Genomic DNA, 21,564 nt, shown 5'->3' with positions numbered 1-21,564 from the left:
TCCCCCCTCCCTACTTCCACACGGTCCCCATCTTCGGCGGCGCGGCGGTGGATGAGGCCAGGAGCCGCGTCCGGCGCCACAAGCCCATCGATTGCGACTGGTGCCGGGAGACCAACGTGCCCTCCATTCATGGCTTCACCCTGGAGCAGTGGCGTGGCGAGGATGTCTTCTTCGCCCGCGGCATGCCCGGCAACCCCATCGTCTCCGAGCGCTTCGTCCGTTTCGTGGAGCGGCACCAGCTGACGAACATGAAGCTGCTCCCCACCGAGGAGTACACCTGGGACCCCATGGGACTCGGCCCTCCGCGGCCCGAGCTTTGACCGCCCGCCCCCAGGACAGGCAGGCGTCTCCTTGCGCTCGGGACATTTCCGGGCGATCACCCCGCCCTCGCGCTACCCTGTCTCCCCCGCGCCATGTCCTCCTCGTCGACCGCACCGCTCGCTCCCGAGTCGGCCCTGCTCCGCGTCGCGCCTCCCCCCGAGGAGTCGCCCCTGCGCCGCGCCGAGCTCCGCCTCCAGGAGCTCCTCGCCGAGATCGACTCCCTCGACGCCGAGCTCGACTCGCTCGGCCTCGAGCTGCAGCGCTTCTCCCGCGCCTACGAGGACTCCCTCTCCGCCTCCTTCGAGGAGGTCAGCCGCTCCGAGCGTCTCCTGCGCCGGCTCCGCAACCTCCAGGACGCCGCCTCCGCCCTCACCCGCCTCCTCGAGCAGCCCGCCCTCCCCTCGTCTGATCCCCACAAGCCCCCCGAGCGCTCCGCTCCGCCCCGCACCTCCGCGCGCCAGGCCTCCGAGGAGCCCTCGAAACGCGCCTCCTTCGACGACGAGGAGGACGAGGACTCGTTCGAGGACGAGGAGCCCGCGGAGGACGACTCGCCCACCGGGGAGGAGCTCCAGGCCGAGCGCGAGGACGAGGCCGTGGCCCTCAAGCGGCTCCACCGCCGGCTGGCCCGGCTGCTCCACCCGGACCTCGCCCAGTCCGAGGAGGAGCGCACGCGGCTCGACTCCCTCATGGCCCGCGTCAACGTGGCCTACGAGGCCGGGGACCGCACCACCCTCGAGCTCATCGCCGCCAAGGTGGGCGCCGGGGACACCGCGCCCGGCAACCTCACCGATGACGAGCGCCTGGCCCACCTCGAGCGCCGCATCCGCATCCTCTCCACCGCCGTCCACTCCCTGCGCCAGCAGCGCGAGAGCCTCCGCGCCACCGCCACCGCCCGCCTCCACGAGGAGGCCAGGCGCCGCGAGGCCGAGGGCCGCGACTACCTCGCCGAGACGCGCGCGGAGATGGACGAGGAGCTGCAGGGGCTCGCCCAGGATGCCCGCGCCCGCATGCGCCAGCTCGAGCGCGCCGCGCGCACACTGACTTCCCTGAGGAACAAGCGCATGTCCACGCTCGCCGAGAACGTGAAGGGGCGGAAGCTCCGCGCCTTTGATCCCGTCCAGGAGAGCCCCCTGGTGCGCCAGGGCGTGCTCCGCCTCGAGCGCCAGCGTGCCACCCCCGCCGCACGCGAGCTCGCCCGCCGCCTCGAGGACGCCGTCACCCAGGAGCCCTGGCAGGTGGCCCTCACCCTCATGGCCTTCTTCGCCGAGGCCGCCGGCCGTCCACCTCCGGGGCTCGACTCCACCGAGGCCTGGGCCGAGCGCTACGAGCTGCTGCGCGAGCTGGACATGCCGGAGGCGCCCACCTACGACCAGGCCCTCACCCGGCTGCCGCGCCACCTGGAGCTCGGCATGCGCGTGATGAAGAAGGAGGTGCGCTTCGGCCTCCAGCTGCGCGACGCGGAGCTGCTCGCCGCCGTGCCCCTGGCCCTCCAGCGCGAGGACGTGGCCGAGCGCGGCCGCTCCGTGCTCGCCGTCCTCGGCCCCCAGGAGCAGTGCAAGCGCTGCGGCGAGGAGGTGCTCCTCCAGCACCTCCTGCGCACCCGCGGGCTCGACGAGCTCAACGGCATGCTGTGCCCGCTGTGCGCCCACGTGCAGAAGAGCTACTGGCTCTACAGCCGCTCCGAGGGCCAGGAAGCCCTGCTGCCCCATGCGCTGCGGCTCGGCACCATCGTCGAGCAGGGAGTGCGGCTGGCCGGCACCACCATCGGCTTCCAGCTGCTGCCCGAGGAGCGCGAGGCCCTCACCCCCGCGCAGCTCCTCCAGCGCTTCGTGGACCTGTACCTCCAGCCCTACGGCGTGGAGCTGGCGCCCGCGCACCTGCGGCTCGAGCAGCGCGGCAAGGTGCTCGAGCCCGAGGCGCTCGTCACCCGGGGCGCCATCACCCTGAAGCTGTCCCCCGAGGCCGGTACCTCCGAGAAGGAAGTCCTCGAGCTGCTGCGCTCGCGCATCGAGCGGCGCTTCCGTCCCGACGCCTCGCGGTGAAGCCCGGCTGAAGGCTTCGCGTCTGGCTTCAAACGGGCCTGGGTGAATGCCCACCCGGTGGGTCTCCCCGATTGCGCGGGGGCGCACGCCTCCCGGACCATGCGAGCCCCTCTCACCCCGGGAGCCGTCCGCATGACCTGGAATCGCCTCACCTGGAGCGCGCTGCTCACCTGCGGTCTCACCCTCCTCGGCTGCACCCGCCCGGCGGGGCCCACGGACTCGCCGGACGCCGCCACTCCCGACGCCGGCACGGGCTACGAGTGGGATGGCGGCTACGTCCCGCTCGAGGAGATGGGCAACACGTGGCCGGATACGGGCGCCTTCGCGCCCTGCACCGTCACCGCCGCCCTGGGGACGGACTGCATCGACTTCAGCCTCTTCGATCTCTCGGCGTGTGACCGCGAGTCGCTCGCGAACGCGGGCACCGACGGCCCGTACCTGCTGACCACCCGCACGGACGACGTCCCGCTCTTCGACGCCACCAGCCTCCACCTGCGCGGTGACGGCGGCACCCAGTACTTCGGAGGCCGCCCCATCACCGGGCAGGCGAGCGACGGAAACGCCCGCTTCTACTCCAGCACCCGAACCTCCTCGAGCGGCACCAGGTGGACCACGATGCTCGCCACCTGCGAGGCGCCCCAGGCCCCCGGGTTCACCGGCTGCACGGCCGTCTGCCGCAACGGAAAGCTCGCCTACACGGAGACCTTCAAGGCCCAGCGGATGGCCTGGCGCGCCGGGGAGACGGAGGCCTCCGGCCTGGAGCTCGTCTCCGAGAACCCCGTGGACATCGGCTACCCGGCGGACGTCTACGTCACCCGGGGCCACGCCTACGTGGTGTCCATCGTCGAGCTGGGCAAGCCCGGCGGCCTCACCGTCTTCGACGTGAGCAACAAGGCCGCGCCCGTGAAGGTGAAGACGATTCAACTCACGGGGGATGCCTATTGGAATGGCGTGTGGGCCCAGGGGGACGCGCTCTACGTGGCCAGCTCCACCAAGGGCGTGAACGTCTTCGACATCAGCAACCCGGCGGACCCGAAGCTCGTGCGCAACCTGCCCGGCAACATCAACGTCCACACCGTCTTCGTCGACGGCAACCGGCTCTACGCCGCGTCCACCTCGGGCGTCCTCATCTTCGACATCACCAATCCCCTCGAGCCCGTCGAGCTCAACCGCTACACGCCCTACCGCGGGCTGCCGCACGACATGTTCGCCACGGGGGACCGGCTGTACGTCAACTACGCCGGCCACGGCTACGTGGTGGCGGACGTGAGCAACCCGAGCGACATCCGTACGCTCGGCGTGTTCAAGCACCCCGACCACCCGTACAGCCACGCCAACGCGGTGGGCACCTTCGGGGGCCGCACCATCGCCTTCGAGGGCGGCGAGGGCCCGGGCGCGCACCTGCGCGTGCTCGATGTCACGGACCCCGCGAACATCGTGAAGCTCGGCTCGTTCCAGCTCCGCCGGGAGATCTCCATCCACAACCTGGTGCTGGTGGGCAAGAAGCTCTACGTGGCCTGGTACCAGGAGGGCGTGCGCGTGCTGGACGTCTCCAACCCCACGCAGCCCACCCAGGTGGCGCACTACAACACCTGGCGCGAGCGGGACGAGGACCCGGGGCTCTACTTCAGCGGAGCCTTTGGCATCCGTGTCCCCGGTGATGGCTACCTCTACGTGGCGGACTCCTGGCGCGGGCTGCTCATCCTGCGAGAGCCGTGAGCCCTCCGCCGGCCGACGTCACGGGTCCTCAAGCGGCACATGGGGGGCGGAGTAGACTCCGAGTCCATGCGATATCCGATGCGCCTCGGCCGGCTCCTCCGCCTCGTGCTCCTGCTGGGCCCCACTCTCACCGGGTGCCTCAGCGAGCGCGAGAAGACCGTCCGGCGCCTGCTGGAGACGCGCGAGTGCGAGGGGTGCGATCTCACGTCGAGGGCGCTCGCCTCAAGGGGGCGAGACTATCGGGCGCGAAGCTGTCTCGCGCGAACCTGCGCAACGCCGACCTCACAGCCGCCGGGCTGGAGGGGGCGGAGGCGCGGCAGGCGGACCTGCGCGGGGCCCGGCTCGATGACACCCGCCTGACGAGTACACAGTTCCAGGGGGCCAACCTGGAAGGGGTGGATCTGCGCAACGCCGTCCGCCGAGAGTCCGCCAATTTCGAGGCTGCCAACCTGCGCGGCATCAACCTCGAGGAGTCTGGCCTGTATGGCTCTAACGGGCCCTACCGCCGCTCCGAAAAGAGGTATCTCTACGACGTCCCCGCCGGAGGCGCGCTCCTCATGCGCGCGGACCTTTCGGGAGCCAACCTGCGAGCCGCCACCCTGGCCAATTGCAACTTCGAGGGCGCCATTCTTCGAGGTGCCGATCTGCGCGACGCCCACCTGGAACTGTCCAACCTGGAAGGGGCGGACCTGACGGATGCAAAGCTGTCGGGCGCCACCTGGACTGACTACAGCACGTGTGCCAAGGGCTCCGTGGGACAGTGCCGTCCCACCCGCCCCCGCTGAGCGGCACGCACCCGCTCACATCTTGAAAGCCCAGTGAGCGAGCGAAGGAGCATGCGCCACCCGGCCGGAAGTCACGGGTCCTCAAGCGGCACACGGAGGGACCGGGTAGAGTCCGGGCCATGCGACACCCGATGCGCCTGGGCCGATTCCTCCCCCTCGTCCTCCTGTTGGGCCCCACCCTCACCGGGTGCCTCAGCGAGCGCGAGAAGACCGTCCGGCGGCTGCTGGAGACGCGCGAGTGCGAGGGATGTGACCTGACGGACGCCTCCCTGGAGGGAGCGAACCTTGAGGGCGCCCGCCTCAAAGGGGCACGGCTGTTGGGCGCGAAGCTGTCTCGCACGAACCTGCGCAACGCCGACCTCACAGCCGCCGGCCTGGAGGGAGCGGATGCGCGGCAAGCGGACCTGCGCGGGGCTCGGCTCGACGATACCCGGTTGTGGAACACACAGTTCCAGGGCGCCAACCTCGAAGGGGTGGATTTGCGCAACACCGTCACCCGCGAGTCCGCCAACTTCGAGGGCGCCAACCTGCGCGGCATCAACTTGGAGGATAGCGGACTGCACGGACCGGACGGGCACTACCGCCGCTCGAAGAAGACGAATTTCTATCACGTCCCCGCCGGAGGCGCGCTCCTCATGCGCGCGGACCTTTCGGGAGCCAACCTGCGCGCCGCCACGCTGGCCAATTGCAACTTCGAGGGCGCCATTCTTCGAGGCGCCGATCTTCGCGACGCCAACCTGGAACTGTCCAACCTGGACGGGGCGGACCTGACAGATGCACGGCTGTCGGGCGCAACCTGGACCGATTACAGCAAGTGCGCAAAGGGCTCCGTGGGGCAGTGCATTCCCATCCGTCCCCGCTGAGCGGCACGAGGCCGCTCAGCGCCCCGCTCGCGGAAGGGTATCGAACTGGCCCTCCAGGGCCATCTTCACCTTCGGATACAACTGCACGCGACTGGTGGAGTGCGCGGTGATCGCGAAATAGGGGAGGCTGCCCAGCGTGGGTTTACCCTCCTCATTCAACCTGGGATCATCCACCTGCATCGGCCCGCAGTCCCGGTCCTTGAAGATGAGCGCATAGCTCTCCAGCATCTGCACGAACCGCAGCACCAGCTTGTCCGCATCGGTCTGGGTTCCCAGCTTCGACTTCACCCAGGCCTCACTGCGCAACATGCCCTCGTACCAGTCCACTGCGGTCGCCCATTTCGACACCGCGGTCCGCAGCGGCTCCATCTGGGCAATGAGCGTGAAGAGCAGATCCATCACCGCGTGTTGGGAGAGGGACTCCGTCAAGCGGTCCTCGATGCCCTCCAGCCGCGAGATGAACTTGTCGAAGGCGGCATCCCGCCCTGTGACAAAGAACTTGTCCTTTTCCGTGATGGGCAGGTCCACGATGCGAGCCGCGAACGGTGTCCCCCGGAGCTGGGCCACGGGACTGGTCTCCGTGTTGTCGAACTCGTGAACCTGATCCTTGAGCAGCTCGTACACGAGGTCCCACAACGGCCCCCTCAGGCTGGTGCGATCCACCGAGAGGAACCGGACCAGCGGCTGGAGAAACGCGGTGATGTGCAGGTCATCGAAGAAGCCCTGGTGCGGAAACTTGCCGCTCTTGCGACGGGCCTGGAAGGCCTTCTCCGTCTTGTCCAGCCCCCGCTCGATCTCGTCCAGCCGGAGACGGAACTTCGAGGCGAGCGTATCGCTCATCACCTGACGATGCTTCGTCAGCTTCGCATCCAGTTCCTTGGGTACCGGGTAGTCGATCCCCTGGTTGAACCTGTCAACGATCTCCCGCGCCTTGTCGAACACGGCGTGGACCTGCTTCAAGGTGGCGAGCACCCCGTCGTAGAGCTTCTTGGCCTCCTCCGCGTCCATCAGCAGCTTGGGATCGGGCACGTACCACTTGCGTCCCTTCAGCTGCACATCCACGGACAGCATGGCGCGCTGGAGCAGTCCCGTGTCGAACTTCACCCCGGCGATCTGCTCCACGAGCTCGGAGGCGCACACCTGCTTGAGTACGTCATTGAGAGGGTGGAGCGAGAAGTCGGCGATGACACGCTGGGTCAGGTCGTACTTGCAGTACACATTGTGGATGCGGCAGTCCTTGTGGAAGGCGCCGGTGTCCACCGGATGCAACCGCTTGAAGAAGGGCGTGGACAGATAGGTGATGCTGCGAATCTTCCACTGCTTGGGCCACTGCTTGGAGGTGGCCGCCCGGTGGGTGAACTCGTTGATGACGTTGCCGCCGTGGGAGTGGCCGATGAGGTGGATGGACACCTCGCTGTGCAGGAAGCCCTTGTAGTAGGCCTTCTCGCCATTGCCTCCGCACAACCGGTCCGCGAGGTAGGACCCGGCGATGCGCCGGTTGGTGGGCGAGTTGTCGCCGGTCCACCCATGGGCGACGAAGAGGTGCAGGTTGCGGTACTTCTTCTGGAGTTTTTCCAGTTCGTCGCGGAGCAACTTGTTGTCCCCCCAGTACCAGTCCGAATCGTTGTTCACGTTCGGATCCGGCGGCGGAGCAACCTTGGGATTGCGGTAGCTGGCGGAGCGGGCCTTGGGATCGCTGTTGATCGGATCCACGGTGCCGCCCACCATGACCACGATGTTGATGACATCCCGGGCGGTCTGCTTCGTGGGCACGGGTGCGACGCGCCCAGCCGTCTGGGGCGAGGGATTCGGGGCCATGGAGGGTCTCCTGGACAACGTCTCCACGATCCCCCACCCGGGCACTCGACGACAAGGGACGCACCGGCGCACCTTCCCCGACAAGACCACGGGCAAGGCGCTCCCGGAGTGAAGGGAGCGCCCACCTGCCGGGGGCACGCGCGGCTTGACCCGCTCCGTCCTCCGCGCGCTCATGGCGCCCATGTCCACCCTGACCCTGCTCTGCCTCACCCTGCTGACCGTCACGCCCAGGACGGCAACGCCCGCCACGCCCACGGCCGCCGTGAACGCCGTGCTCGACGACTGGCACAAGGCCGCCGCCCAGGCGGACGAGGCCCGCTACTTCGGCCACCTCACGCCCGACGCCGTCTTCCTCGGCACGGATGCCACCGAGCGCTGGACGCGCGATGAGTTCCGCGGGTGGGCGAAGCCCTATTTCTCCAAGGGCAAGGCCTGGAGCTTCACCTCCGTGTCCCGCCACGTGAGCTTCTCGAAGGACGGCGCGGTGGCCTGGTTCGACGAGGCGCTCTCCACGCCCAACATGGGCCCGGCGCGCGGCTCGGGCGTGCTCGTGAAGGACGGAGGCACCTGGAAGATCGCCCAGTACAACCTCTCGATTCCCATCCCCAATGAGCTGATGGAGGACTTCAAGCAGCGCATCGAGGCCCACGAGAAGACGCGCACGGAGAAGAAGAGCCCGTAGCTTCGCGAGACTGGAAGAGGCTCGGCGGGAGAGCTGGACAAGCAGTCCCGCCAACGCATCCTGAAGTGCACGAACATGGCCACGCTCGAGCGCTGGCTCGAGCGGGCCCTCTCCGCCAACAGCCTCTCGGAGGTGCTGGAGGCGTGACCTAGAAGTCGTCCACCGGATCCGGGTAGACCTCCTCCTCGTCCTCCTCCTCCGCGGAAGGACGCGCGGCCCGGCCCCGGCCCTTCGGCTCGGGCACCGGCTCCAGCGGCGCCGCGTCCGGCGCCACCACGTACCACTGCCGGCCCTGCTGCACCCGCTTGAGCACTCCCTCGTGCTCCAGCGCCGACAGCAGCTTGGTGAACGACGAGAAGCCGTGGTCCCGCTCGTCGAAGTCCGGCTCCTTGCGCACCAGCGCTTCCTTGATGAGGGACGGATTGAGCGTCCCCGTCGTCCGCGCCAGCAGCCGCTGCACCACCTCCACCACGCTCTCCGGCACCTCGGTCTTCGAGCCCTCGGCCTTGCCCTTGGAGCCCTGCGCCTGCTCCTTCCCCTGCTTCTCCCCGTGCCCCTTGCCGTGCTTGCCGCCGCGGCCCTTCGCGGCCTCCTCGTGCTCGTGGGCGCGCTTCTCCTTCTCCTTGTCCTTCTCGGCCCGGGTGCGCGGCCTCAGGTAGATGAACTCGTCACACGCCTTCACGAAGAGGGGGCTCGTCGCCTCCTTCACCGCGAGCCCGATGAGCTGCTTGCCATTCTCGCGCAGCTTGTACGCCAGCGGGCAGAAGTCGCTGTCTCCCGAGGCGATGGCGAACGTGTCGATGTGCTCGCGCGCGTAGCACAGCTCCAGCGCGTCGATGACCAGGCGCATGTCCGCCCCGTTCTTCCCCGAGCGCGTCGAGGGCGGCACGTCGATGAGCTCCACGCCGAACTCGTGCAGGTTGCCCTTGGCCTCCTTGAAGCGAGACCAGTCGCAGTAGGCCCGGCGGAACACCACCTTGCCCCGCTCCAGCAGACGGTCCATCGCCGGCTGCAGGTCGAAGTTGCCGGCGGTGAACCCGGTGTTCGTCACCAGGTTCTCGAAGTCGAGGAACAGCGCGATGCGGTGCTGATTGTTTTCCAAGAAGCCCTCCCGGGTGCGTGCCATCCTCCCCTACTCCCAACCCGGGACGGCCTCGCGAGCATCCATGACCTGCTCCCCCAGGTCCATCACTCAAATGACTTCCCAGGTCCCCCGGGGAGCAACCGGCGCACCTCCAGGAGCAGCCGGTCGATGGTGAAGGGCTTGCGCAGGAAGGCGGTGGGCTTGCAGTCCACGGGCAGGCTGGCGCGGGGCACGGCGCTCATCATGAGCACGGGGATGTCCCGCGTCCCGGCCTCGCCCTGGAGCGCCAGGAGCACCTCGCGCCCATCCATCACCGGCATCATGTAGTCGAGCAGGACGAGGTCCGGCCGTCTCTCCGCCATGCGCTCCAGGGCCACCCGGCCGTTGGGGGCGACGAGCACGTGGAAGCCTTCCTCGCTCAACAAGTCGTTGAGCGCTTCGGTGATGCCGGCCTCATCGTCCACCACGAGGAGCGTCTTCACGGCTAGCGGCTCCGCTTCTTGAGCAGGCCCTTCTTGCGCCTGGGCGGGGAGACCGCCCTCGCATCACCCGTGAGGACGGACTCGGCGCCCTGGAAGGTGTCGGCGAGCTCGATGCCCCGGGAGGTGATGCGGTACTCCAGGAAGGAGGAGTCGTAGTCGCTGTCGCGCACCTTCACCACGGACAGCATCCGGTGCAGCTTCGAGCGCAGCTCCACGAAGCGCAGGAAGAAGATGTTCTCCACGAGGCTGGAGATGCCGCTGATGGGCAGCTTCACCTCCTGGCTGTACATCTCCTGCAGCTCGCTGGTGTAGAGGGTGGTGACCCCGAGCACCCGCAGCTCGTTGGTGAGCGCGGCGAGGAAGTGGCTGATGCGGCCGGGATGGGTCGCCGACTGCAGGAAGCCATCCACCCCGTCGATGAAGAGCCGCTTCACGCCCCGCTCGCGCACCGCCCCGAGCAGCTTGTGGCCGAGCCCATCCAGGAGGCGCTCGGTGGGCGGGTGCCAGAGGATGTCGACCACGCCCTGCTTCTGCTTCTTGTCCAGGTCCAGCCCCAACGCGCGGGCCTTGAGGAGCAGGCGGGGCGGCGTCTCGTAGAAGCCGAAGTGGAGGCCGGGCTCCGCCTTGCTCGACTCATCGAGGAAGTGCAGCCCGAACGTCGTCTTGCCCGCTCCGGTGGGGCCGAAGAGCACGCTGGTGGAGGCACAGGGAAGGCCTCCGTGCAGCATCTTGTCCAGCTGGGTGATTCCCGTGGAGACCCGCTCCGTCTTGCAGGGATCGCTTCGGGAGGGCTCCTGGAGGAGCGCCTCGATGCGCGGGAGCACCGAGATGCCCTCGCGGGTGATTTGAAAGGCGTGACCGCCGCGCAGGTAGCTGCTGCCGCGGAACTTCTTCACCTCCAGCTCGCGCTCGGCCTGCCGGCCCACGCGGTTGTCGGAGAGCTCGATCACCCCGTCCACCATGGTGTGCTCGGGCCCCACCGGCTCCGCGCTCGAGCTGGTGAGCAGCAGGATGGTGCAGCCGACGAGGTTGGCGTGGATTTGAAGCTCGTGGATGAACTTCTTGAAGTCGCGCTTGGACTGGGCGCTCTCCTCCACCGTCACCAGGCCGTCCACCACGAGCAGGGTGGCCTGGCGTCCCCGCGCCTCGCGCCGGAGCACCTCGACGAGCCCCTTGAGGCCGCCCTGCTCGAGCGTGGCGAAGGCGCTCAGGTAGGAGATCTGCTCGGGGATGCGGGAGGTGTCGAAGAAGGAGAGCGGCTCGAGGTTGAAGAGCAGGCGCTCGTGGGTCTCCGCCAGCAGGGTGGCGTAGAGGACGCGGCCACCCTGGGCGGCATGGTGGAAGCACATCTGGTTGGTGAGGATCGTCTTCCCCGCGCCCGGGCGGCCCTGGAGCATGTACACGCCCCGGCGCAGCAGGCCGCCGTGCAGCACGGTGTCCAGCCCGGGCACCCCCGTGGGAATCCGGTCCTGAGGCCGCTCCGTCGTCGACTCGCTCATCTCGCCCTCGTTCCTTCCCGGACAGCTACCGTCCATACCACGGGCGTCCTGGCACAGGACCCCGGCTTCACGCTCCAGGGCTCCAGGTACCACAAGGCCGCGGCCATCTGTCGGGCGACGTACAGAGTGCGGCGGTGCTCAGCGCCCCGTCTGGTTCCACGAGGCGTCGCAGAAGCGCTCCAGCCGCGCGAGCGCCTCGGGCATGTTCGTCCGGCCCAGTCCGAGCCGGAAGTGGTTGCCCGGAAAGTCATACACGTCACCGGGCAGCAGCAGCACGCCCTCGGTCTCCACCAGGCGCTGGCAGAAACCGGCCACCGGCATCTGCTTCAACAACCTGGGGAAGGCCACGCTTCCCGAGGCCGGGCGGACCCAGCGGAACGTGTCCGCGCGCCGGACGAAGAAGTCATCCAGCACCGCGAGGTTGCGCGAGAGGAGCTCGCGGCTGCGGGCCAGCACGCGGTCCTTCGCCCGGAGCGCGATGAGGGAGAGCACCTCGCTCGGGGCGGCGTTGCAGATGGTGGTGTAGTCCTTGTAGGCCGCGCAGCGCTCCAGCAGGGCGGTGTCCCGGCTCGCGAGCCAGCCCACGCGCAGCCCCGCCAGCCCGAAGGCCTTGGACATGACGCCCAGGCTCACGCCGCGCGCCGACAGCTCCGCTCCCGCGGGCAGGGTGTCCTTCGGGTCGTGCTCCAACAGCCGGTACACCTCGTCCGCCAGCACGTGGAGGCCGCGCTCGTCGGCGAGGGCGAAGAGGTCCTTCCATGTCGCCGCGCCGGGCAGGGCGCCAGTCGGGTTGTGCGGGAAGTTGACCACCAGCAGCTTCGTGTGGGGCCGCAGCTCGCGCTTCAGCGCGTCCAGGTCCAGCCTCCAGCCGTCCTCCTCGCGCAGCCGCAGCAGCGACACCTCGGCGCCCGTGGCCCGCGCCACCTCGTACAGCGACTGGTAGCCCGGCCACGTCACCACCGCGTGGTCTCCCGGGCCCAGCAGCACGTTCATCAGGACGAAGAGGGCCTCCTGCGCCCCGCCGAACGTCAGCACGTGCCGCGGCTCCAGCCCGGGGTACAGCCGGGCAATCTCCTCGCGCAGCGCCGGCAGGCCGGTGGACTCGGTGTAGCCCAGCGACAACCGCTCCCAGCGCTCGCGCCCGTCCGCGTCCGCCAGCGCGAGCAGCTCGCTCATCCGCCAGCCCTCGATGTCCGAGGAGCACAGCAGATACGGCGCGTTGAACTCCCACTTCGCGAAGTACCGCTCGAGCTTGAAATCCGGAATCCGCATGCGGCTTCGCTACCGCGAGCCGGGCGGGTTTGCCAAGGAGCCCGCGTCCGGGGTGTCCTGGGTGCCGCCGTCCTCCTGGGTGCCGCCGTCCAGCAGCGCACCCCAGTCCATCTCCGGCCATTCGCCCTTCCGCGTGCCCCCGTCCGGAGAGGGAGGACGCACGGCCCGGATGCGCTCGCGGACCACGACTCTGCCGTCGAATGAGTGGAGACGGAGGGTGGCCTCGACGCACTCCGGCCCGAGACCGGTGAAGTGAGCGTCGAATGGCTTGAACTCCACCGTGGTGCCGTACCAGTAGCCAGGCTCGAGAACCATCAGGTTCTCCGCCCGCTCCAACGGTGGGAAGAACCTATCCATCTGGATGGACGGCACGGACCCACGCTCACAATCCGCGAAGAGCCCCATGCTCACATCGACGCTCGGAATGAGCCGCCTGTCCAGGTGCAAGGAGCCCCCTTCGGGACTCACCAGGATTCGCGCCGAAATCGTCAACCCATCGTATTGGATGTCTTGCACCTCCAGCATGACGCGAGAAGGAAGCGCAACACCCGCGTCACGGATGGCCCCACGTCTTGGTTCGGGTGGGGCTCGCTTCCCGAAAAAGGGGAACCCCGAACAGGCCACCAGCAGGCACAGGGAGACGAGTCCAAGTCCGACAGGGTTCATTCGCATGCGGTCCTCGCACCGTTCTCGTCGGCACATGCGCACTCAGGGATGGGCTCGCGCTCAGGATTGTTCCCGGGAACGTTATGGCCTTGTCCATGGTTCCAGCCGCACGAATGCGCCAGTTCGTGGATGACCACCTTCCTGGTGCACTCAGGCGATGTCGGATCCTCGCACCAGTGGCTCTCCTTGACCGGGTAGAACCGATAGAGCATTCCCGGCCAGGGAACCACGGTGAACGCAAGCACGGCCGTGCTGGAACGCTGACTCTCTTCCCTACATTTCTGCTGGCTCCACTCACCGCAGGTCACCGTGAGGGTGCTGCACTGCCGGCGCACGCAGCTCATGAGGAGCTCATCGTCGATTTTCACCGCCTCCTCGAGACACTCTTCGACCGAGGGCAGCTCGATGGAGTCGGGACAACTCGTCTTCATCGGTGTCCCGGCTGGGCGCACCGCCGGAGTCGCGGTCGCGCACCCGCCGCAGACAAACAACCCGAGGGTCAACGTGAAGCCAAGAACCCCTGAGGGCCCCGCCGAGGAGACCCAGCCTGACCGGATGCAACGTCTCGAGAACACCTGAGCCTCCTGGAGTGCCCGCCGCAACCTACCGCCGCGCCCCCTCCCACGCCACCAGGCCGAGCAGCTTCTCGAAGAACGCCCCCTTCTCCTCCCGGTACGCGTCCATCGGCCTGCCCTCCCACCTCGCCTTCAGCGCGTCGTACTCCGCCAACAGCTTCGCGTCCGCCCGCAGCACATCCCTCACCCGCGAGAAGAAGTCGTGGCTCCCTCCCATCGCCGTGAGCTGGATTCCCAACGGCACCTCCAACGTGTCGTCCTTGAAGCTCGAGAACCCGGGCGTGCGCTCACTCCCCTCGTTCCTCGCGTACCGCTCCGCCAACACCGCCTCCGCTTCCGCGAAGCGCTCGGGCGGCACCCGCACCTGGATGTCCAGGTCCCCCTTCGTCCGCGCTCCCGGTATCGCCGTGCTCCCCACGTGCTGGATGTCCGCGTACGGCAGCAGTGAAAACAACCGCGCGTGGTGCTCGCGAAACGCTTCTTCCGTCCGCTCGCGAACCAGTTCGTAGGAGTAAAACCGTACGTTTCCCATCAGTCCCCCTTTGTCTCACCGCGAAACCACCCGCTCAAGTAGGCTGACCCTCGTCCGAAGACGCAGGGGGGCTTCACGATGTCGGACTTCAATGAAAGGACACGCGTCGCCGTGCTCGGCGGCCTGACGTCGCGTCCGTCTCCACTCGATGCACATGATGCGTTCATCTCCGCCTATGACCGGCTGAGGGGACTGGCCCACCTCGCCCGGCAACCGGCCGTGCTCGCCGTGGCGGTGGACGCCCACGCTCGCGTCGTCGAGGCCGTCCTCGTCGAGTCCGGTCACTCGCTCGTCATCGGCCGGCACACCGGGTGCGGACTGCGGCTCATGTCTGGCGACGTGTCCCTGCGCCACCTGGTGTTGCATGCGCAATCCGACGCGCCCGGCACCGCCCCCGTCATCCGGCTGTGGGACCTCAACACCTCGCACCCCTTCCTCACCGAGGACGGGCAGCCCAACGCGGCGGTGCGCGCCCAGGGGCTGCTCTACGTCTCCGTGGGCGAGTACGCGCTCCTCTTCCTCCCCACCCGCGGCCCCTCCGAGCCGTCCTGGCCCGAGCGCGCCGAGCAGGCCTGGCGTGCGCTCCCCTCGCGCCAGTTCATCGACCGGCGAAGCCCCGTGGCCCCCCGCCGCCTCGCCCGGAGCCAGGATGCCGAGGCGCGGGGCGACCACACCAACATCGTCCGCCTGGGCCCGTTGCGGCTGCTGATCGGCGAACACGAGGGCCCCGAGGCCGCCTGGGGCGAACTGCGGCTCGAGAGCGAGAACAAGAGGGAACGGCACCGCGTCTCCCTCGAGCGCCTGGAGCAGGGCGTGCTGCTGGGCCGCTACGAGCGCTGTGGCATCCTGCTCGCGGGGCTCGGGCAGATCTCCCGCGTGCACCTGCTCCTGGTCCAGGTGGGCGCGAGCCTCCTGGCCATCGACACCGCCAGCACCAATGGCACCTGGCGCGGCTCCACGCAGATAGACACGACGCTCCTGGAGGACTCCGGCTCGCTCGAGCTGGGCGATGAGCTCCTGCTCCAATGGAGCCGGTTGCACGCGTAGCCGCGCGCTCCCGGCCGCGTGTCATTCCGGGCGCCAGTGCTCGAGGATCCGCCCCACGTGCTGGTTCTCCGTCCAGGAGAGGGAGGGGACCCACAGGGCCGTGCCGCCCCGGCTCACCTCCATCGACGCCGAGTTGCCGAAGCGCCACGTCATCTCCCGCGGCTCCCAGAGGAAGCTCTCGGGATTGGCTTCGAGGGCCTTGCGAAGGAGTGCGTCGATCCGCTCCTCGGGCAGGAACTGGAGTTGCTCGAGGACCAGGAAGTCGGAGACATCCACCTTCTCGCGCGAGCGCCGCTCCGGCCCGCGGGAAGAGGCCGAGGGCTCGGTGATGGCCTCGATGATCCTCGAGTACAGGTGGCCAGAGAAGAAGGCGGCGAACCCAGGCCGGAGCACCCCCCATCCACTCCGGGCACTGTCCATATTGGGGGTCTCGCCCGGGGTGGTGATGTACATGCGCACGAAAGCAATCAGGGGCCGTGGATCCCTCCGGACCGCGCCGCGGAACTCGCGGCGGCGATAGATGCAGAGGAGCGCGGCGAGCCTCCACGCGTCCGGCACGTAGCGCAGGGTCATGCGGTTGCGCCCACGCACCCGGACGATGCTCGTGGCCCCCACGGAGACCTGCCCCTCCTCCAACGAGGACAGTTGCAGCTGGACGGGCGCTCCCAGGCGCGGCTTCCAGAGCAGCCGCTCCGAGGTGAGCCAGTAGCGCCCGGAGCGCACGTAGAACCAGCCATAGAAGAGCAGGGCCACGAGCACGACCACCCAAGGCTCTTCCAGAGGGCTGACGAACGCCCACACCACCAGGAAGATCATCCAGTGCCAGACAGGGGGCCAGCGCGCGTTGCCTTCGAGCAGCACCGTCTCTCCCTCGCTGGGAGGAAGGGGCAGCGGCGCGAGCGCCACGGCCTCGAGCCGTCCGAGCCGCTCCGTCAGCGAGCCGTCCTTCCGGAGGGAGAGCCGCCGGGCGATGCGCCGCGACAGCTCCGTGCGCTCCTCTTCGAACTCCCGCAGCCATCGGCTCGCGGGCCCCTTGCCCTCGGGCTCCTGGCCGGCCCGGCGCTGGAGACGGGTGAGGACCTCGGGCAGGGAGGACTCCGCCTGAAGAGCGCTGTGCAGCAGGCTGGGGGCCTGTCGCAGCCGCTCCTTCCAACGCCTGGCCTGGAGGGCCTCGGACAGCTCGCGATAGCGCGCGGAGCACGCCTCGAGCACCTCCAATCCCCCCTCGAGCTGCCGGCGCAGGCTCGCCAGCTCCGAACGCTCGGCCTCGACGCCGCTCCGTGCTCCTGCCGTGTCTCTCATCCGCGAGAGCCTTCCGTGGAGCGGCCCCCGGGTCAACTCACGGGCACCCGGGGAGGGCTTCTTCTGGCGGTTCCACTGGCAGTGGACCCTACGCGAGCACCTGCTGGAACGCGCTCGCCAGCTTGGCCTTCGGCACGGCGCCGACAATCTGGCCCACCACCTTGCCCTGCTTGAAGAAGAGCAGGGTGGGCATCGAGCGGATGCCGTACTCCTGCGCCGTCACCAGGCTCTCGTCCACGTCGATGCGCGTCACCTTCACCCGGCCCTTGTACTCGGAGGCGAGCGACTCCAGCGCCGGCTTGATGGCGCGGCACGGTCCGCACCACTGCGCCGTGAAGTCCACCAGCACCGGCTCCTCCGCCTCCAACACCTCGCGGCGGAAGTCCGGGTCCCTCAGATCGATGATGTCCGTGCTCATGGCGTGTCCCTCCCGGGGCGGGTGCGTCCCGGCCTCCATGGCCATCGCCCCACCTCGCACGGAAGGACTTAATGGCGGCGGCCCGCACGGACGAGAGCCCGCCACGCAATGGATTGTTCCGCGAAGAGCCCCATCACCTCAGCGCTCCCACGGAAGCGCGGCGCGCCGCTCGGCGAGCATGTCGAGGAAGGCGCGCACCTTGGGCGGCAACTGCCGGCTGCTCGGGTAGACGGCGAAGAGGGGCTGGCCCGGCGGCGTCACCGCCTCCAGCACCGGGACGAGCACGCCCGCGCGCACGTCGTCCCCCACGAGCACCGTGGGCAGGCGCACCAGCCCCAGTCCCGCTCGCGCCGCCGCATGCCCGGCTCGCACGCTCGGCACCTGCAAGCGGCCACTCACCGGCACCGTGCGCGCGCCTCGCGGGCCCGTGAAGAACCACACCTCGTCCGTGCCCGGCTCGGCGATCAGCACGCACTCGTGGCCCTCGAGCGCCTCCGGTGACCGCGGCGTACCGCGCCGGCTGAGGTACGCCGGGCTCGCGTAGTAGCCGGTGCGCAGGTGCCCGAGCTGCTTCGCCACCATGGACGAGTCCATCAGCGGCCCCGTGCGCAGCGCCAGGTCATACTCCTCGGCGATGAGGTCCACGTGCGCCTGGGCGAGCGACAGCTGCACGCGCACCTGCGGGTGGCGCAGGAGGAACTCGGAGAGCACCGGGGTGAGCAGCTCGCCCAGCAGCGAGAACGTGGCCACCCGCAGCGTGCCCCGGGGTGTGCCGCGCGACTCGCTCACCGCCTGGTTCACCGCCCGCGCCTCCGCGACGAGCCGCGCGCAGTGGGCGTGGTACTCGCGCCCCGGCTCGGTGAGCCGCAGCCGCCGCGTGTTGCGCTCGAGCAGCCGCGTCCCCAGCCGCTCCTCCAGCGCCGCCAGCCTCCGGCTCACCGTCGACTTGCGCAGCCCCAGCCGCGCCGCCGCCGCGGTGATGCCTCCCGCGCTCACCACCTCGGCGAACACGAGCATGTCATCCAGCAACGGAGGAGTCGGGGACACGGGGCGCCAGCCTACGCCGGCCGTGCCGAGCGGGGGGGAGCAACCTTCCGCTCCATCCTCCGATGATTCCCGAGCGGCGAGAATTTCCCCCCCGCGACTGTGCGAGAAGCACCAGGACGACCCCGCCTACACCAGCCGGTCCATCGAGCGCATGGAGGAGGAGGGCACCCTGGACGTCTTCGTCGAGTCCATCGCCCACTTCGGGCTCGACATGGACGACGAGGGCGCCAGGGCGGCCATCGACGCGGCCCTCCAGGGGCGTCAGTTCACCCGGGTGGAGACGATGGGGTGCTGTGCCGCCGTCTCCCACGGTACCTCCGGCCACCAGCGCTCGCGCGTGGGCGGAGCCTCGGGCTCGATGCTCTGGCCGGGCCGGGGGACAACAACCGTGTCCCCCGCCTGAGAGGCGGCCGTGAGCACGCGCTCGATGGGCTCGGTCCAGCCGTGGAGCGCGAGCGTGAAGAGTCCCCAGTGCACCGGCAGCAGGACGCGGCCCTGGACCATCCGGTGCGCGAGCACCGCCTGCTCGGGGCCGATGTGCCAGTCCGGCCACGCGCTGTGGTACTGGCCCACTTCGATCATCGTCACGTCGAAGGGCCCCAGGCGCGCGCCAATGTCCTTCATCGCCGGGAAGAGCCCCGTGTCGCCCGAGTAGTACGCGCGGTGCTTCGGGCCCAGCAGCGCGAAGCCCGCCCACAGCGTGGCGTCCTTGTCGAGCACCGTGCGCCCCGACGCATGACGCGCGGGCGTGGCCACCACCTCCAGCTCGCGCACCCGCGTGCGCTCCCACCAGTCGAGCTCGACGATGCGCGACTCGGGCACGCCCCACGACGCCAGGTGAGCCCCCACCCCGAGCGGCACCACGAAGGTGGTGTTCCAGTCCTTCATCGCCACCAGGGTCGGGTAGTCGAGGTGGTCATAGTGGTCATGGGAGATGACCACGGCGTCGACGGGCGGCAGCTCCGTGAGCGCGATGGGAGGCTCGTACCAGCGCTTCGGACCCACCCAGCCCAGGGGCGAGGCGCGCTCGCTCCAGATGGGGTCCGTGAGGATGCGGTACCCGTCCAGCTCGATGAGCGTCGAGGAATGACCGAGCCAGGTGACACGCAGGCCCGTGGCCGGGGGCGTCTCGAAGCGGTGGCGATCGCCGGGCACCGTGGGCAGGGGCTCCGAGGGCCCCACGTACGGGCTCGCGGCGAACATGGCCTTCATCGAGCCCCACCAGTCGTTGTAGAGCGGCTGCGGGTTCTCGAAGTGGCCGTCCTGCCACTGCGCCGAGCGCTCCATCCGCGCGCGCCGCTCGCCCTGGGCCTTCTTCCCCAGCGCGGGCCATGCGTCCACGGCGATGGCGGCCAGCGCGACCACCCCCAGCCCCCCCGTCCACCGCGCCACACGTGCCAGGGTCCCGCGCTTCTCGCCGCTCTTCATCGGTGCTCTCCGGGCCCGGCCTCACCGGGCTCCGCCCACACTAACGCGCCGCCGTCTTCTCAACACCTCCCAGGGGCCCGCGCCCAACGCTTGCTCCCCGTCCCTCCCGGCCAGCCCCTCAGCGCGAGAACATCAGCGCCAGCAGCACCAGGGCGAGCAGCACGCCGCCCACCACCAGCAGCACCTTGGCCCAGGACAGCGGCGCGTCGCCCAGCACCACGTTCGCGTCCTGCCCGTGCACCACCACCCGGTACACCTTGCCCTTGTACTGGTAGGCCAGCACGTACGCCGGCAGCGCGTAGCGCTTCGTCTCCAGGCTGGAGAGCACCACCGCCACGTGCAGGTTGCGCACCCGGCTGCCCGGCACGTGCTCGCGCTCCATCTCCTCGCGCGCCAGCGACTCCACCGCCGCCAATATCTGCTTGCGCGCCCCCGAGCGCGTCACGTCGAAGCGCTCCACCTGCGCGTCCTCCGGCCCCCTCGGCGCCCGCTCCTCGCTGCCCAGCCGGTAGTGCGCCGCGAGCTTGTCGCACTCGCGCTCCGACAACCCCTTCGACGCGGACACGAGGATGTTCTGGAAGCTCATCGTCTCCTGGCCCGAGTGCGGCGCCCACGCCGAGCGCCGGCTCCCCGCGTCCGAGTCCGCCGCCCAGCTCACCCGCGCCCCCGCGGTGAAGCCCCACGCCGGCCACCACATGGGCCGCAGCGACTGCAGCGCCGCCGCCGCCGCCAGGTCCCCCGGCCGGAAGAAGCGCTTCTCCGCCAGGAAGCGTCCCAGCGCCTCGCGCGCCGCCGCGTCGTCCACCGTGAAGGGCAGGAAGGACTCCGCCTGCTCCAGTGGATCCGCCGTCGTCTCCACCTTCATCACCGAGGCGCAGAAGGCACACCGCGGCGCCTTCAGCTCCGCCGAGTACTCCAGCGAGGCCCCGCAGTTCACGCACCGCACCACCTTCGCCTGCACCTTCTGCAGCTGCATGCCCCCGGCGCTCTGCTCGTCCACCGACAGCGCGCAGATGGGGCACCGCAAATCTCCCTGCTCCAGCGCGCTCCCGCACCGCGCGCACCCCGCCACCACCGTCGCGCTCATGGCTGGCCTCCCTGGTTCATCAGGTACACGACGAGCACCAGCACCAGCACCGCCACCACCGTCAGCACCACCTTCACCCAGGAGATGGGCACCTCGCCGTGCACCTCGCCCGACTGCCCGTTCACCACCACCCGCAGCGGCGGCTTCTCCGGGTCATACCGCGCCGCCAGCACCCATACGGGCACCAGGCACACCTCCAACGACTCCTCGCTCAGCCGCGTGTCCACGCTCTGCATCCGGTGCGAGTCCCCCGGCATGAACGCGTCCAGCCGCCGCTTCATCTTCTCCTCCGCCTCCTGCCGCGCCATGGCCAGACACTCCTCGCGCGACAGCGACGGCTCCTCCGCCATCCACCCCGCCACCAGCGCCGGCTCGTAGCGCGCCAGCATGCGCAAATCGAAGGGCTCGATGCGCTCCAGCTCCACGTTGGACAGCCCGCGAGAGGCCGTCACCAGCACGTCCGGCACGTACTCGGCATGCCGCCCGCTCAGCGAGCGCCACTCCGTCTTCGTCACCGTGCGCGTCTTGGTGACCGTCTTGCCGTTCTCCGTCGTCGTGTACGTCTCCGTCTCGGTGTAGTTCTCCCCGATGGAGGCGCTGTACTCCGACTGCGCCAGCGCGCTGTAGAGGTACGCCGGCACGTAGATGCCACGCACGTCCTGCAGCGGCGCCTTCTTCAGCCCCGAGTGGCTCCACGGATGGCGCGTGCGCAGCCAGTGCTTCACGCGATCCGCCGCCAACGGCTGCGTCATCGCGAAGCCCAGCGTGAAGGTGGGCGCGGGCCTGTCCACGCTCGGCGGCCGCTCCACCACCGACGGCGCCGCGCAGTAGGGACATACCGTCGTGCGCAACTCTTCCGCTACCACGAGATCAGCCCCACATGATTGGCACCGTA

20 protein-coding genes and 1 pseudogene are annotated in these 21,564 nt (G+C 69.4%); 7 read left to right on the top strand and 14 right to left on the bottom strand.

What is annotated here, in order from left to right; translation table 11 throughout:
* The 5 genes and pseudogenes from AC16DP_RS51035 to AC16DP_RS51015 all read left to right on the top strand — a co-directional run.
* A pseudogene (locus tag AC16DP_RS51035) lies at positions 1–320 on the top strand (hypothetical protein); the annotation flags it as partial.
* A 93-nt stretch (positions 321–413) separates the two neighbouring features.
* Positions 414–2,363: a coiled-coil domain-containing protein gene (locus tag AC16DP_RS51030; RefSeq protein WP_329733489.1), complete on the top strand. Its 1,950-nt coding sequence runs from the start codon at positions 414–416 to the stop codon at positions 2,361–2,363.
* Between the two features lie 132 nt (positions 2,364–2,495).
* On the top strand, positions 2,496–4,082 hold the full coding sequence (locus AC16DP_RS51025) for an LVIVD repeat-containing protein (protein WP_329733488.1): 1,587 nt from the start codon (positions 2,496–2,498) through the stop codon (positions 4,080–4,082).
* 194 nt (positions 4,083–4,276) lie between these two features.
* Positions 4,277–4,867 (top strand): pentapeptide repeat-containing protein, encoded by a 591-nt coding sequence (locus AC16DP_RS51020; protein WP_329733487.1) that lies wholly within the window; start codon positions 4,277–4,279, stop codon positions 4,865–4,867.
* 119 nt (positions 4,868–4,986) lie between these two features.
* On the top strand, positions 4,987–5,730 hold the full coding sequence (locus tag AC16DP_RS51015) for a pentapeptide repeat-containing protein (RefSeq protein ID WP_329733486.1): 744 nt from the start codon (positions 4,987–4,989) through the stop codon (positions 5,728–5,730).
* Positions 5,731–5,745: 15 nt separating this feature from the next.
* On the opposite strand, the gene AC16DP_RS51010 is transcribed toward AC16DP_RS51015, so the two are convergent.
* Complete coding sequence (locus AC16DP_RS51010; protein ID WP_329733485.1) at positions 5,746–7,548, bottom strand: hypothetical protein; 1,803 nt, start codon at positions 7,546–7,548, stop codon at positions 5,746–5,748.
* A 181-nt stretch (positions 7,549–7,729) separates the two neighbouring features.
* Here AC16DP_RS51010 and AC16DP_RS51005 point away from each other — a divergent pair, with 181 nt between their 5' ends.
* Entirely contained in the window at positions 7,730–8,230 is a 501-nt protein-coding gene (locus AC16DP_RS51005; RefSeq protein WP_329733484.1) for a nuclear transport factor 2 family protein, read from the top strand.
* A gap of 148 nt (positions 8,231–8,378) precedes the next feature.
* Here AC16DP_RS51005 and AC16DP_RS51000 read toward each other — a convergent pair whose 3' ends face one another.
* The 7 genes from AC16DP_RS51000 to AC16DP_RS50970 form a co-directional block, all read right to left on the bottom strand.
* The gene (locus AC16DP_RS51000; RefSeq protein WP_329733483.1) at positions 8,379–9,356 is read right to left on the bottom strand and encodes an NYN domain-containing protein; all 978 of its coding nucleotides are present in this window, start codon (positions 9,354–9,356) and stop codon (positions 8,379–8,381) included.
* 62 nt (positions 9,357–9,418) lie between these two features.
* The gene (locus AC16DP_RS50995) at positions 9,419–9,796 is read right to left on the bottom strand and encodes a response regulator (RefSeq protein WP_329733482.1); all 378 of its coding nucleotides are present in this window, start codon (positions 9,794–9,796) and stop codon (positions 9,419–9,421) included.
* A gap of 2 nt (positions 9,797–9,798) precedes the next feature.
* Positions 9,799–11,295: a DUF7125 family protein gene (locus AC16DP_RS50990; protein WP_329733481.1), complete on the bottom strand. Its 1,497-nt coding sequence runs from the start codon at positions 11,293–11,295 to the stop codon at positions 9,799–9,801.
* A 138-nt stretch (positions 11,296–11,433) separates the two neighbouring features.
* Entirely contained in the window at positions 11,434–12,567 is a 1,134-nt protein-coding gene (locus tag AC16DP_RS50985) for an aminotransferase class I/II-fold pyridoxal phosphate-dependent enzyme (RefSeq protein ID WP_329733480.1), read from the bottom strand.
* Between the two features lie 9 nt (positions 12,568–12,576).
* The gene (locus AC16DP_RS50980) at positions 12,577–12,882 is read right to left on the bottom strand and encodes a hypothetical protein (RefSeq protein WP_329733479.1); all 306 of its coding nucleotides are present in this window, start codon (positions 12,880–12,882) and stop codon (positions 12,577–12,579) included.
* Positions 12,883–13,229: 347 nt separating this feature from the next.
* Positions 13,230–13,601: a hypothetical protein gene (locus AC16DP_RS50975; protein ID WP_483957123.1), complete on the bottom strand. Its 372-nt coding sequence runs from the start codon at positions 13,599–13,601 to the stop codon at positions 13,230–13,232.
* A 235-nt stretch (positions 13,602–13,836) separates the two neighbouring features.
* Positions 13,837–14,340, bottom strand: coding sequence for a GrpB family protein (locus AC16DP_RS50970; RefSeq protein ID WP_329733477.1), 504 nt, complete (start codon positions 14,338–14,340; stop codon positions 13,837–13,839).
* 78 nt (positions 14,341–14,418) lie between these two features.
* On the opposite strand from AC16DP_RS50970, the gene AC16DP_RS50965 reads away from it, so the two are divergent.
* Complete coding sequence (locus AC16DP_RS50965; RefSeq protein ID WP_329733476.1) at positions 14,419–15,387, top strand: FHA domain-containing protein; 969 nt, start codon at positions 14,419–14,421, stop codon at positions 15,385–15,387.
* Positions 15,388–15,408: 21 nt separating this feature from the next.
* On the opposite strand, the gene AC16DP_RS50960 is transcribed toward AC16DP_RS50965, so the two are convergent.
* From AC16DP_RS50960 to AC16DP_RS50935, 6 genes are all read right to left on the bottom strand, one after another.
* The gene (locus AC16DP_RS50960) at positions 15,409–16,689 is read right to left on the bottom strand and encodes a hypothetical protein (RefSeq protein ID WP_329733475.1); all 1,281 of its coding nucleotides are present in this window, start codon (positions 16,687–16,689) and stop codon (positions 15,409–15,411) included.
* An 88-nt stretch (positions 16,690–16,777) separates the two neighbouring features.
* On the bottom strand, positions 16,778–17,107 hold the full coding sequence (gene trxA / locus AC16DP_RS50955) for a thioredoxin (RefSeq protein ID WP_329733474.1): 330 nt from the start codon (positions 17,105–17,107) through the stop codon (positions 16,778–16,780).
* Positions 17,108–17,245: 138 nt separating this feature from the next.
* Entirely contained in the window at positions 17,246–18,154 is a 909-nt protein-coding gene (locus AC16DP_RS50950) for a LysR family transcriptional regulator (RefSeq protein WP_329733473.1), read from the bottom strand.
* Positions 18,155–18,415: 261 nt separating this feature from the next.
* Complete coding sequence (locus AC16DP_RS50945; RefSeq protein ID WP_329733472.1) at positions 18,416–19,582, bottom strand: MBL fold metallo-hydrolase; 1,167 nt, start codon at positions 19,580–19,582, stop codon at positions 18,416–18,418.
* Between the two features lie 118 nt (positions 19,583–19,700).
* A complete protein-coding gene (locus tag AC16DP_RS50940) occupies positions 19,701–20,669 on the bottom strand; it encodes a zinc ribbon domain-containing protein (protein ID WP_329733471.1) in 969 nt (322 codons plus the stop codon).
* Positions 20,666–21,520, bottom strand: coding sequence for a hypothetical protein (locus AC16DP_RS50935; RefSeq protein ID WP_329733470.1), 855 nt, complete (start codon positions 21,518–21,520; stop codon positions 20,666–20,668). The genes AC16DP_RS50940 and AC16DP_RS50935 overlap by 4 nt, the downstream gene beginning before the upstream one ends.
* Between the last annotated feature and the right edge of the window lie 44 nt (positions 21,521–21,564).

This window comes from Archangium sp. (assembly GCF_057119385.1).
This window is presented reverse-complemented; position numbering and strand designations above follow the sequence as displayed.